Annotated in this window: 13 protein-coding genes and 1 pseudogene; 1 reads left to right on the top strand and 13 read right to left on the bottom strand. The window is 31.3% G+C overall.

Annotated features, from left to right (window positions below):
- Positions 1 to 68: 68 nt before the first annotated feature.
- Together V8G56_RS16210 and V8G56_RS16205 are read right to left on the bottom strand one after the other, a co-directional pair.
- The gene (locus V8G56_RS16210) at positions 69 to 1,085 is read right to left on the bottom strand and encodes a hypothetical protein (RefSeq protein WP_395439510.1); all 1,017 of its coding nucleotides are present in this window, start codon (positions 1,083 to 1,085) and stop codon (positions 69 to 71) included.
- Between the two features lie 153 nt (positions 1,086 to 1,238).
- The gene (locus V8G56_RS16205) at positions 1,239 to 1,748 is read right to left on the bottom strand and encodes a flavodoxin family protein (protein ID WP_395439509.1); all 510 of its coding nucleotides are present in this window, start codon (positions 1,746 to 1,748) and stop codon (positions 1,239 to 1,241) included.
- Between the two features lie 186 nt (positions 1,749 to 1,934).
- On the opposite strand from V8G56_RS16205, the pseudogene V8G56_RS16200 reads away from it, so the two are divergent.
- Positions 1,935 to 2,165: pseudogene (locus V8G56_RS16200) on the top strand (hypothetical protein); the annotation flags it as partial.
- Between the two features lie 53 nt (positions 2,166 to 2,218).
- Here the strand turns inward: V8G56_RS16200 and V8G56_RS16195 are convergent.
- The 11 genes from V8G56_RS16195 to V8G56_RS16145 form a co-directional block, all read right to left on the bottom strand.
- Positions 2,219 to 2,737, bottom strand: a complete 519-nt coding sequence (locus tag V8G56_RS16195; protein ID WP_395439508.1) for a nuclear transport factor 2 family protein — start codon at positions 2,735 to 2,737, stop codon at positions 2,219 to 2,221.
- Between the two features lie 148 nt (positions 2,738 to 2,885).
- A complete protein-coding gene (locus V8G56_RS16190) occupies positions 2,886 to 3,704 on the bottom strand; it encodes a TolB-like translocation protein (RefSeq protein ID WP_395439507.1) in 819 nt (272 codons plus the stop codon).
- 129 nt (positions 3,705 to 3,833) lie between these two features.
- Positions 3,834 to 4,487, bottom strand: a complete 654-nt coding sequence (locus V8G56_RS16185) for a DUF4386 domain-containing protein (RefSeq protein WP_395439506.1) — start codon at positions 4,485 to 4,487, stop codon at positions 3,834 to 3,836.
- A gap of 78 nt (positions 4,488 to 4,565) precedes the next feature.
- On the bottom strand, positions 4,566 to 5,006 hold the full coding sequence (locus tag V8G56_RS16180; protein ID WP_395439505.1) for a DUF6326 family protein: 441 nt from the start codon (positions 5,004 to 5,006) through the stop codon (positions 4,566 to 4,568).
- Between the two features lie 222 nt (positions 5,007 to 5,228).
- Positions 5,229 to 5,744, bottom strand: a complete 516-nt coding sequence (locus V8G56_RS16175; protein ID WP_395439504.1) for a GNAT family N-acetyltransferase — start codon at positions 5,742 to 5,744, stop codon at positions 5,229 to 5,231.
- A 170-nt stretch (positions 5,745 to 5,914) separates the two neighbouring features.
- The gene (locus V8G56_RS16170) at positions 5,915 to 7,603 is read right to left on the bottom strand and encodes a serine hydrolase domain-containing protein (RefSeq protein ID WP_395439503.1); all 1,689 of its coding nucleotides are present in this window, start codon (positions 7,601 to 7,603) and stop codon (positions 5,915 to 5,917) included.
- Positions 7,604 to 7,800: 197 nt separating this feature from the next.
- Positions 7,801 to 8,355, bottom strand: a complete 555-nt coding sequence (locus tag V8G56_RS16165; RefSeq protein WP_395439502.1) for a DinB family protein — start codon at positions 8,353 to 8,355, stop codon at positions 7,801 to 7,803.
- A gap of 52 nt (positions 8,356 to 8,407) precedes the next feature.
- A complete protein-coding gene (locus tag V8G56_RS16160) occupies positions 8,408 to 8,914 on the bottom strand; it encodes a Crp/Fnr family transcriptional regulator (protein ID WP_395439501.1) in 507 nt (168 codons plus the stop codon).
- Between the two features lie 174 nt (positions 8,915 to 9,088).
- Entirely contained in the window at positions 9,089 to 9,676 is a 588-nt protein-coding gene (locus tag V8G56_RS16155; RefSeq protein ID WP_395439500.1) for a hypothetical protein, read from the bottom strand.
- A gap of 161 nt (positions 9,677 to 9,837) precedes the next feature.
- Positions 9,838 to 11,274, bottom strand: coding sequence for an amidohydrolase family protein (locus V8G56_RS16150; RefSeq protein WP_395439499.1), 1,437 nt, complete (start codon positions 11,272 to 11,274; stop codon positions 9,838 to 9,840).
- A 195-nt stretch (positions 11,275 to 11,469) separates the two neighbouring features.
- Entirely contained in the window at positions 11,470 to 11,892 is a 423-nt protein-coding gene (locus tag V8G56_RS16145; protein WP_395439498.1) for a hypothetical protein, read from the bottom strand.
- Positions 11,893 to 12,139: the final 247 nt, after the last annotated feature.

Genomic DNA, 12,139 nt, shown 5'->3' with positions numbered 1-12,139 from the left:
CAGGCTTGCCATATGATTATAATTATGTAATAAAATAATCTAATAAAACATTTGGATTTTAGCTTAGTTCATTGTTGTAAGGCGTTACTTATTTGATTTTTGAATTCATTTTTCTTGTCAACGTATAATACTAAATTCTTGTACTTACGTTTAATTCCATACAGTCCAATCAATGTATTTTCTTTCTTTAACCTGATAATAACATTATGGCTTTCCAATTCTCCCAAAAATGATAGTTTCCGAGTTTCGTTGTTCAATTCGATGTCTTTTGATGAAATTTCAATGCTTTCAATGTCTACTAAATCAATAGTCGTTTCGTTCATTATTCCATATCGAAGGAAAAGTTTGTCATTTTCAATTGAAATTGGTCTTTTGTACATTGATTTTAGAAAACCAAAAAGCTGGATTCCAGAATAGATACTTAAAAAGCTCAAAATCCAAGCAGCAGTAATATTCCATTTTGCCAATAAAATATGAAAAGTAATAGTTTCTATAGCAACGATAAATATAATCGCAATCAATAAAGTAACTGTCCCGCTATCTTTGTGATAAGTAAACTCATTGTCTTTCAATTTTCTTTTCTTCCAATGAATAAATCCGTAATAGAAAACCGCAATTTCAGTTACAACAGGAATAACAACCCCTTTTGGAAGTATTTCATAGCAAGTGCTTTTTAAAGTTGTGAAAAAGTCAATTGATTCTGTTTTCTTTTCTTTATACCTTTTTAGTGCTTTCCTAACGTTAAAAATAACAAATGATAAAATTGATAATTCCAAGATTGGAAGTACCCAAGTCTTAAAAAGATTTAGATAATATTGATTTTCAGCAGGAAGTATTAATGAACAAATAATAATACCAATAATTAGGAATGGCAATACTGTTGTCTTTGGAATACTCGTTTTTCTGATAAGCAAAAAGTAGATGATAGGAACTGTCAATAATAAGTCGAACGTAATTCCAATCGAGAGTTTATTTGGATTTGATGAGAAAATCGATGATTTCGCAAGGGTTATCATCATTCCAATAATCAATATTGGTATTCCAAATATTATTAGGTTTTTATGAATGTTTAATGCTCTGTTCATAGGTTTTTTTTAATGCCTTACAACGTGTTTGTGTATGATTTCGTTGCGTGTTTAAGTACGAAAGTTAGCAAATAAATCAAAGATAGAAAGTCCGCGAGGACTTTCGTATGTAAGCTATAACTAGCAATGAATTATAAACGTTGTTGTGTGTAGTCATTTGCATTTACTTAAGTTTTTTGAAAAATCTTTAATCAAATCTAATGTTGAATCTGATGGTTCCTTTTCCTCAATCCACGTATGAATATGTCCAAAATAATTCATTCCAAGGTATTCAGCACTTTTTTCAAAAGGAATAAAGAAACCTTCATTTTCATGACTGTCGGAGCCACAGCTTATTGCTGCCATATTTTTCCCACGAAGTTTACGACCTGTTTCCTTATCTATTTTTAAACAATCAGTTATTCTATCAAAAAATGTTTTCAAAGTGCCACTCATCGAATACCAATAAACAGGCGTAGCAAATATTATTAAATCATACTCTACAATCTTTTTAATTGTTGTCAAAAAATCGTCATTTTTATTTCTGTTTTCATAGTCATACTGACGAATATCACATTCACTTAAATCGATTAAATCGCATTCTAAATATTTTTGTAAAATTTGAACAATTTTATTTGTATTGCCATTATTCCTCGAACTACCTTGAACTATTATTCTTCTCATTTTTTAGTGATGTACAACGTGTTTGTGTATGGTTAGTTGCGTGTTTGAGTGCGAGGATTTTCCAAAGGAAAATCAGAAGCTAGCAAACAAAGCAACGACCAAACAGTTAAACTAAAATAAGCAATGTTTTTTACACGGTTTTAGGCGCTATGTTTTTATTTGTAATTTTTCTTTAATCGCTTTTCTCCAGAAAAATTTATTCAAGTTCATAAATCTTATATTGTAGCAAAAGCAAATATTGCAGCTGTTGGAGGCAATAGAATTCAAATTAAAGAACATCAAATCCCCATAGGAAAGTTATATAAAATTAAGGTCCTTGATTTCTTAAAATTGCAGCCAACGCTCTTACTAAAAGGTCGTTGCGGTCAAACGAAGTGCAGACCAAGACGTCCGCCTAAAAGTAGCAAAAAGGATTGACTTGTTAATCCGTCATACCGAGCCATGACGTTTAATTGATGTTACCAACTGTTTTAAATGCCATTTGTTGGAATAAGTGCCGCTGCAACTGCTGCACAGTTTAGCCACGATTCATGGCTTTGAACAATCATCCAACGATCTTCTTGTTTTTGAAGTGTTGCTGTCCAAATAAGTTGTCCAGTATATTCTGGAATCCCTTTAAGTTTCAGTTTTAGTTTTACTGGAAGAGTGAAAGTGACTATATCTTGTGATAGAACATGCACATTCCAGCGTTCAATAGTATTGTGTAAATCTTCAACTGCAGGTCCTATGTCCTTATATGCTTTCTTAAGGTCAGACAATGAATGCATTATTCCATCTGTGATAAAGTATGAATTAGAAGACTCTGAATAATGGTTTAATCCTGATTCAAAGTCCATGTTATTGGAATATTCAAAAACCTTTTTGACTATATCTATCGCAGATTTAGCAATTTGTTGTGCCTGTACTTCTGTCAATTCAGTTTCCTGCTTATGGCAAGAAAAATTCAAAAGACATATAGTGGAAAGTAATATTAGAGTAAATCTTCTCATTTAGTGTGATTTATAGTTGGTAACGTTTAGTTTATGAAAAGTAGGCGATCTCGAAGCATTAAACTTTCGGTTAAGCACAAAGTTTGATAATAGCCCAATACTCTGATTTTATTAATATTTCACCTAATTTTTATATCCATCGTTGGCATTAGTTTACTTTTAATTCATTTTCTATATTAACCCATTTAATTTTCCATGTCCCACTTGTGCTGTCAATAGCTGTAAAAAAAAGATATTTATCATCAGTTGTCACATAAGGATTACCCTGGCCTTTGTCGTTTATTTTTTCGTTTAGTTTTTTTGTATTTGTCCATTGACCGAAATCGTCTTTATAAGTTACTATTAGGTCAAGTTCTTCCCCTACAGAAGCAAATATTAGGTAATCTTCGGTTGGAGAAATATAAGGAGTACATTTTTCAATTGGTGTGTCAATTTTAATAGAGGCTTTTTGTGCCGATTCGAATATCCCGTTCACCTGTTTAGAGAAGTAAATGTCCATTTCACTATAATCCAAATTACTAGCGTGAAAGTACATTGTTCCTGAATTCGAAACAGATGGGTGAGAAGTGAGTTTATTTATAAGGTTCGGAATATTCACAAATTCTGGTTCACTCCATTTTCCGTCAACTTTCATGGATTTCCAGATGTGCCATGTCTCTGGTATCCCATCAATGCCAGTTGGTCGGGTTGAACTAAAGTAAAGTGTATTGCCATCTGGAGAAAAACTCATTCCATGGTCACTGTAAATGCTGTTAAAATAAGCTCGTTCTGGTTCTGACCAACTTCCACTTTCTTTTTTTTGCACGTATACGTCAAACCGTTCAAATTGCTTGTCAGAGATGGTGAAGTAGTATTCATCTAAACTAGGACTAAATGTTCCCTTATGAATGAGCCTGTCATTTGGTATGTCGCAGGGCCTAAATTCAATAGGAATATTATCTGGAATTTTGACAGTTAAAAAGTCCATATTAGAATTGTTTGAATCATTGATACAGCTTACCAGTAGAAGTAAAATATATAGAACCGAACAATATTTTTTCATCATTTGATTAGTTCCAAAGTTTTGTGCATAGTAAGTACGAGTGCTGTTTAAAGTTTATTCATTTACCGGGCGTATTCCAAAAATTAATAAATATCCTATCATCCAAAACTCCCCAATTGTTGCAGGAAGAATTAAAATTCTGCCGAAGGAAAAATCAATTCCTGCATAACTAATAAAAGTACTAATAAGGTATCCAATACCACCAAGGAGTATGACTCTGCCTAACCAAACGGGCATCCTTTTACTTTTGATTATAATGTATCCCATAGGGAAAAGCCAAAGTCCAAAGAAAAGACCACCAATTCCCCAGGCGTTTGTAATTATACTTTGAAAAACCTGTATTAATAAAACCTTGTCATCCATAGTCTGGATAGAAGAGTTTGCAATATCAATAGCAGAAGCCATAGAAATTGCACTAATCATGATTGCAACTGAATTAATCATTCCCCAAATGCCTAGTGTCCAAGCCACCCATTCATTAACGTCTTTAAACAATTTATAAAACCATACTGCTGTTAGAGCTTGGGAAATAACAATGGCAAACTCCAACATAATCCGAATCCTTCCAGTAGATTCAAGTTCTATTAAATTCGCAAGTGTTCTTTCTGGATTTCCAGAAATAAATATCTGGGGATGAAAAACCATGAATCCTAATATTCCTGAAATAGCCATAATTAAGTACCAAATTCCTGCAATTCTTGCTGTCATTACCAACTTACTTTGTTTGTCATTTAAAGTCATAGATTTTATATATGTGTTCTTTAATAATTGGAGTTGCCTACAGCGTTATTCCACTCTCGGCCATTTCCATGCTTGTAATATTATTATTGCAAATAAAATGGTTTCTACGAAGTTGAAAAGAACATAAAATGTATGCCAATTATCCCCGATAGTTGAAACTATGATTAGAATTGACATACTCGTATAAATCAATGCAATAATTATGTTCAACCATTTATTTATTTGTGGTTTTAGAAAAATAGAAAGAAATATCATCAAGGCAGGAATAATTAAAATAACAGAAAAAATGACCAAAATTTGAGGAGATGTCGGCCCCATAGGAGTTTCAAGATTCATCATCCTCTCTAATTTTTTAGGTGTCATAAGCTGAAAAAAGTCAGCGTATATGTATAGAAACATCAATGATGTCCAAAGGGCAGCTAGTTTAATTTTTATATTAATACTGTAATTGGTCAATGATTTAGAGCTGGTCCTTTTTATATTCATTTTTGTTTGAATTGATTAATTGGTTTTGAGCTATGACGATTAATAGAGCACATTGTTACCGGCTGACTGATAATTAATGCCAACGGTTTGGCTATGATTTCGGCGTGAATAAATCTACAGGATTTGTCCGCAGAGAAATCAGCTTGGTTAATTTTACATATTTTTCAAAATAGGGCATAGGCCACGCTGAATTATAGCAGTTGTTAACGGTTCGGCTTATTTTTATTCAATCTTTTTTGTCAGTTCGTAAATAGCTCCTTCTTGTCCTTCAAAATCAAATTTTTCTTTAAATACCATACCTATTTTCTCAAGAACTTTGATTGAGCCAATATTTTCTTTCATTGCTCGACCAACTATTTTTTCAATTTTAAGTTCATTAAAACCAAAATCAATACATTTTTTTGAAGTTTCGGTCGCAAGTCCTTTATTCCAGTACATTTTATGAAATCGAAAACCTATATCGTATTCATTTTTGTCTTTATTAAATTTAAGCCCACACCAACCCAAGAATTTTGAATTTTTTTTGTCAATTACTGCAAGTCGTCCAACTCCATACTTTTCGTATTGATCATAATTAGTCAAAAAGTCTTTTGCGGATTGTAAATCTTCAAATGGTTTATCTCCCGTAAATTTCAATATTTCTGCGTCAAGATTTAATGTATAGAAATCGTTTGCGTCTTCTTTTGTCAGTTTACGCATTATAGTTCTTTCCGTTTCTAGAAATTCAATTTCTTTCACTTATTTTAATGTCAGTCGTTTTTCAAGCTGACCGCTAACGTTTATGTATAAGAATAGTGCGGTTTTGTGTGCGAGGATTTTCCGTAGAAAATCAGATGTAACAAAACAGCACTAACCTTTGATTAAGGACTAAATTAAGCATTATTTTTATACAATATTGTGTGTGGTTTTTAGTCCATTATTTTTTTGAATGAAATATTTTTTGCCCTACTAGCCGAAACATTAAATCCTATAACCTTTCCAAATGCATCTCTCTTAAAATAAACATCTCTAAATGAACCTTTCCCAATAAAAAAATCTTTCATTATTGCTTTTAAGTTTATATTCCCAAGTCTTTGATGGTTAGCCAGCAATATGTCCTTGTCAATGCTAAATGTATAATACGTTTTCAGTTCTTGAGAATAAAATGTTCCACAATAATCTTTTAAAGTCGATAAATTAGAGCCTTCAGGTACATACTTTTGAAATTCAATGGTATAACCATCATCAAATATTAATAGTATTTTATTTTGTTGAAATGAGACGGCAATATATTCATCGCCAAGCATTTCAAAATCAGAATGTCCAACTGGTATTAAAGCAGTTTTACTGCCATCTTCTCTTGCGTAATAAAGAGTGTCGTTTTGAAGTATTATTTCTCTTGAGTACCTGTCTTTTTTATTCCAGTAATGGCCTTCAAAAGTTTTAAGAATTGAGCTACTTAATGTAATGGACGTTTTGCGTTCAACGCTTTTTTGAGAAGCGACTTTTGCGATTTTCTTTAAAATATTTTTTAAACAGATTTCGGTTAGTTGCTTAACCATTCTGCCTCCGTTTATAGAAGAGTTATTACAAGCGATTAAAAGACTCATATTATTTTCCGGAAGCCTTCCTATATACGCCTGATAACTAGCGTCTAAACCGCTATGGGATATTCTGGGAACACCCTTATATGTATCAATGAATTGTCCATAACCATAACCTGTTTTATCTCCATTATTTAGGACGCCTGAGGTATTCATTTTTTCAAAAACAGCTTGTGTTCCTACTTTAGGTTGGTTAAAATTAAGCGCCCATTTACTTAAATCCTCTATAGTGGTAGATAGGTTTGTTGCGCCTACACTTACGTTATTGAATATGTCTTCAACGTATTCATTGTCGAGTTTGCAATATGAAAGGGCTTTATGGGGTATTACCATACCTACTTTGTCAACAAAAAAAGTATGGTTCATACCCAATGGATCAAATATTCTTTTTTGGGTAAATTCAGCAAAAGACATATTGGAAACTCTTGAAACAATTTCAGCCAACAAGGTATATCCAGAGTTGCTATACATAAATTCTTCATTTGGTAAAAAATTTAAATTTTTCTGATTATAAATCAGATTTAACACTTGTTCATTCGTTATAACATCATCTAAGCGCCAACCAGCAAGTCTTAATAAATTCCACTGATCTCTTATACCACTTGTGTGATGAAGAAGATTTCGAATAGATATTTTTGTGTTTTCTATTTTCATTTCCGAGATATATTTTTTTATATCATCGTCTAATGATAATTTCCCTTCGCTTTCCAACATTAAAACAGCTAGAGCTGTAAATTGCTTTGAAACGGAAGCCACGTGGAAAGAAGTTTTGTTGGTTATGGGAATATGATATTCCAAATTTGCAAGTCCATATTGTTTTTGAACAACCAAAGAGTCACCAACTAAAATTCCAATAGAAATACCTGGTTCTTTTTCATATTTACTGAATAAAGAGTCAATTTTATTTTCTATTTGAGATTTGTTAAAGAACCCTTTATTAGCTTTTTGAGAATAAGAGTTTAATGTAGAAATAATTAAGAATACCCAAATAAGGGTTTTAATAGAATAATTCATTTGATTGATTGATTGATTGATTGATGAATACGTCTAATTGGTTTCCATTATGTTACAAGTTTTTATTCAAAATTACACACAACGTTTCAGCTATAAAGCGTTGCGTTAGCTAAGATAACAAATTTGGCTGAACTATGTGCAGCAGCTACGACCTTGGCGGAAGCAAAAGGTCAGTCGCAATGCTTTTATAGGTGGTGTTACCTGCTGGCTTTTTTAAATGTTTTTTCTGCTTGTCTGATATGCCTTTCGTTATGATATATTAATACTCTAAATGTGTCCCCTAATCTTAATTTAATTAATTTTGAAATTGAAATAGCCGTTTTGGTTTTATCAAGATTAACATTTTTTGACTTATCTAACAGTTCAATTATTTGATGTTGTTGATTTATAAATTTTTCGAGTGTTTTAATATTTAGTTTTGAATTTAATGGATTCATAGTTTTAAACGTTTTCATTTTATTTAAATCCTCATTGTATGAAACCGATTTGCTAAAATAATTTCCCAGCCAATTACTTTTAAATACTTCTGAACTTTTATGTTTAGAGGTCTTTATCTTATTAGTTATTTCTGGAATATAAAAATCGCCATATCTATTCAAATGTTCAATACATTCCAATACGTTCCAGCTTTCGGGGGTTTGTTTCCAATTTAAATAGTCGGTAGATTGGTTTTTAAAATTCTCTACGGTATTTAAATTCTCTCGAGTAAGTTCTAATAAGTTCTGTAGTAATTTTTCTGATGTTGATACCATAATTTTTTTTTACAAATTTCAAGATATCTTTCAATTAAAATCTTGATTGAAATTAAGATTTCTTAATTCTTGAAAGAGTTTCAGGTGTCATTCTTAAATATGATGCAATATATTTATTTGGTATTTCTTGAAATAGTTGAGGGCTTCTCTTTAAAACTCTCTTGTACCGCTCAATAGGCGAAGATGTTAGAATATCTCTTTCTCTCTCCATTTGTTGTAAGACAAAATTTTCTAAAATAGTAAGCCATATTTTCTTATTCTCTAATGATGACTCGATAAAAGAGATATACTTTTTTTTATCGATAGATTTTACCGTTGTTTTCTTTAAAGCTTGAATATAGAAGTCGGAAGGTTGTTCATTTAAGAATGAATCTAATGAAGCTATAATATTGTCTTTATATCCAAACCTAATTGTGTGTTCTTCATACTCATCAATTACAAATATTCTCAAGCTTCCATTTATCACTAAATATATATTAGTATCAATGCTACCTTTTACTTTTAAATATTCATTGCGCTCTAATTCTATCTCTTTATCCCAAAGATTTTCGTTATTCATTCTATCAATTAAATTTGAAATAGGATTCATATTAACTTGCAGCTAACGGTTACGTATAAGAATAGTGCGGTTTTGTGTGCGAGGATTTTCCGAAGGAAAATCAGAAGCTAGCAAACAAAGCAACGACCAAACGGTTAAACTAAAATAAGCAATGTTTTTTACACGGTGTTGTGTTTAGTTATTCTTTAATTTTTCGATAAATTTTTCCTTGGTCACTTTATCCATTCTTTTATCCAATTCTTTAGCCATAGACTCAATTCTCTCGTTACTAAAATCATATAAATCCTTTTGGATTTTTTTGGTTATTTCCCAAATAAATTCCTTGGGTGAATCCGTTGTTCTTTCGTAAAATTCGTTAATTAACCTAACATTGACTGATTTTCTGTTTTGAAATTCAGGAATATTTTTTGTTCGGTCATTAAGTAATTCTTCAGAGTGTTTTATGGAATTGTTCAGTTCAAGAATGTTATGTACGTCCGAATAGTTATTTAATTTCTTTAAGTCAATATTTTTTGATTTAAAAAACGAAATCAATTTATCCCAATTATATAATCCATTTTCTGGAACACCATAAGCTACAGAAATCAACTTTTTAAGGTGGATTTCAAATTGCATATACTTATAAATAATCCTCATTTGAGATAAAGCAAATAATTCCTTTTGTAAAAGATAGATTTGCATTTCAGTCAAAAAGCGCTTTTTAATATCCTCATTTCGTCTTTTACTCAATTCAGTTTTTTCCATTTCAATTTGCTCTGTCATTTTCCTTACAATTGAGTCAAAATGATTGCTTGGATAATTCGAGTAAAATGAATTAATTCGATAGATATTTACTTCTCTTTCGGTCATTTTTCTGATACACAACGGTTTGGCTATGCGCAGTGTCCCGAAGGGCATTGCGTATAGGTGGTGTTAGCGGTAGTTTATTTTTCAATTATTAAGTTTTCCAAATACCTAAGAGCAGAAGCTATTAGATTCTTACGGTTCTTTGCTTTTTCATTATATGAATTCAAAGTCTCTCTGTTCAATTTTCGCCCCTTTACAAAAACGTAAATCGGATTCTCAAGTGACGACAATTCAACTAGCGGATTTTCATCCACTAATAAGAGATTTGCAATTTTGCCAACTTCAATCGTTCCCATATTGTTCATAATCGAATGAGTTTTTGAAGCATTTATTGTAGCTGTTTTAAGCACTTCATAATTGGAAAGTCCAGCTTCTTTATAGAATGCAAGTTCTTGATGAATTGAAAAACCAGGAAGAGTTACGCCTATTCCAGCATCTGTTCCGCAAATAAAAGTAATACCTTCTTTATGTGATTTTTTAATGATTTTTATATGCAAATCATGCTGATCCTTTATAGCCTTAACAATGGAAGAATCTCTTAATTTAGTGTTGTGCCATCTGTCAAACTGCGCTTTACTATCAACCTTTTTAATAAGAGGACTCATGAATTGTAGCTGCTCTGATTCTAAAATATTATCATCAATAAGCATTTGATAGATGTTGTTGTAAACGGTTAAAGTTGGACTAAAAGAACTATGTTTTGATATAGAGAAATCGTTAATTACCTCTTTTAGCTTTAGCGTATCTGATAAGTTGTAATTTAAAGGTTGTTGAATAATGTCCTCTGCATGTTCTATTGATTTTATCTGAGGATTAAAATGATATGAATATGGTACTTTTTGTGAAGGATGTGCAACAATATCCATATCAGAAATAATTGCTTGTTCAATGACAGCATCGAAAATATCTTCAGTTAAACCATAGTAGGTTTTAATAAAATCATACCCTCTTTTTTTGTATGAAATTACTTTTTCTTTGGCTTCGTTAGGACTTGTTAGTTGTAAATTATCATCTCCGATAAATTCTGGACCTGTGAGTTTAGGTCCTGTTGTAAAAAATATTGGTGAAATAATTTCGTCATTGTTTACATCTTCTTTAATTCTTAAATGCATAGGCATACCCCATAAATTTCGAACTGCTGTAACACCATTTGAAAGATATAGCCCAAGTTCATACCTATCCCAAACATGAACATGCATATCAATAAGGCCTGGTGTTAGATACTTGTTCTCAGCGTCAAAAATTTGAATTCCTCTGACCTCAATAGTGTCTGCAATCTTTTCAATTATACCCTCTTTTATATACACCATTTTATCTACTAAAACAGTGTCTCGGTTCATTGGAATTACATTGACATGAGTAATCAGATAAGAATTAATGGATGTTGGTTCGTTCTTATTAACCTTTAAGTAATTTGTCCCAATTGTATCAACCCAAAGTGTAATGATTCCAATTAGGACAAGCACTCCAATAAGAGCGAATACAATTTTTAAAAGTCGTTTTAGTATTTTCATTTTATCTAATTACCGCTAACGTTCATGGATATGGAAAGTTGCGTGTAAATAAGCGCAAATTTTTCCGTTTAGCACTGACCTTAAATATATGAAAAAGCCAATGCATTAAGCGCTTACAAGCAATTTTTTATATATTGTGTTGTGGGCAGTTTATTCTCGCTTTATTTCTTTTAATATAAATTCGAATGACCTTGTCTATTTAATCCAACCCTTTTTAGTGGCTCTTTTACTATAGAAATATAGAAATGTTGCTATCGCAATAACTAAAATAGGAATAATAGCGTAAAATACAATTGAGGTTTTTTTAATGTCAAATACAAATAGCCAATAAAATTCTATAAAAAGCAAAGTAATTAATGATATTCCAAAAAATTTAGTAGCAATTTTTTTTCTCATAAAAAGCATGAAACTACCTAGCATCTCAGAAAATAAAGCAACTATAAATACAACCATATACCAAAAAGGAATTGACTGAATTTTCTCGAATTCCTCGGTAGTTAAATATTTTTGTAGAAAATCAATTTCATAAGAACTAAAGTAAATTTCAATTATATTCCACAAAAGGGCAAAAATGGCTACTAGCCAAAAGGAAGTTGGTGGTTTAATATCTAGTCCCATAATAAAAAGATTAATTTATTGTATTGTAAAAATAAGTAACTACCGAATATTTTGATAAAATAATTTTTTCGTTAGTTAAATTCAAGTGATAAGCGCAACTTTCTCATTATTTTTTGATTACTCTTAATTTGTTGTCAGCCGAATGTCACTCTTATATTGCCCACAACGAGTGGATATGTTTACTAGTAGCTATACCCACCCATATTGGCGGGGTATATACACCTTTTCAATTATTAAGAAAATTCGG

Origin of the sequence: Gaetbulibacter aquiaggeris (genome assembly GCF_044003965.1) — a bacterium.
GTDB lineage: Bacteria > Bacteroidota > Bacteroidia > Flavobacteriales > Flavobacteriaceae > Yeosuana > Yeosuana aquiaggeris.
Note: the sequence above shows the minus strand (reverse complement) of the source record. Positions and strands in the feature narration are given on the sequence as shown.

Coding starts and splice junctions, on each gene's coding strand:
- V8G56_RS16190 (WP_395439507.1), bottom strand. CDS start 3,704: ATGGACTTTTTAACTGTCAAAATTCCAGATAATATTCCTATTGAATTT.
- V8G56_RS16145 (WP_395439498.1), bottom strand. CDS start 11,892: ATGGGACTAGATATTAAACCACCAACTTCCTTTTGGCTAGTAGCCATT.
- V8G56_RS16155 (WP_395439500.1), bottom strand. CDS start 9,676: ATGACAGAGCAAATTGAAATGGAAAAAACTGAATTGAGTAAAAGACGA.
- V8G56_RS16160 (WP_395439501.1), bottom strand. CDS start 8,914: ATGAATAACGAAAATCTTTGGGATAAAGAGATAGAATTAGAGCGCAAT.
- V8G56_RS16195 (WP_395439508.1), bottom strand. CDS start 2,737: ATGAGAAGATTTACTCTAATATTACTTTCCACTATATGTCTTTTGAAT.
- V8G56_RS16180 (WP_395439505.1), bottom strand. CDS start 5,006: ATGAATATAAAAAGGACCAGCTCTAAATCATTGACCAATTACAGTATT.
- V8G56_RS16165 (WP_395439502.1), bottom strand. CDS start 8,355: ATGGTATCAACATCAGAAAAATTACTACAGAACTTATTAGAACTTACT.
- V8G56_RS16150 (WP_395439499.1), bottom strand. CDS start 11,274: ATGAAAATACTAAAACGACTTTTAAAAATTGTATTCGCTCTTATTGGA.
- V8G56_RS16205 (WP_395439509.1), bottom strand. CDS start 1,748: ATGAGAAGAATAATAGTTCAAGGTAGTTCGAGGAATAATGGCAATACA.
- V8G56_RS16170 (WP_395439503.1), bottom strand. CDS start 7,603: ATGAATTATTCTATTAAAACCCTTATTTGGGTATTCTTAATTATTTCT.
- V8G56_RS16210 (WP_395439510.1), bottom strand. CDS start 1,085: ATGAACAGAGCATTAAACATTCATAAAAACCTAATAATATTTGGAATA.
- V8G56_RS16185 (WP_395439506.1), bottom strand. CDS start 4,487: ATGACAGCAAGAATTGCAGGAATTTGGTACTTAATTATGGCTATTTCA.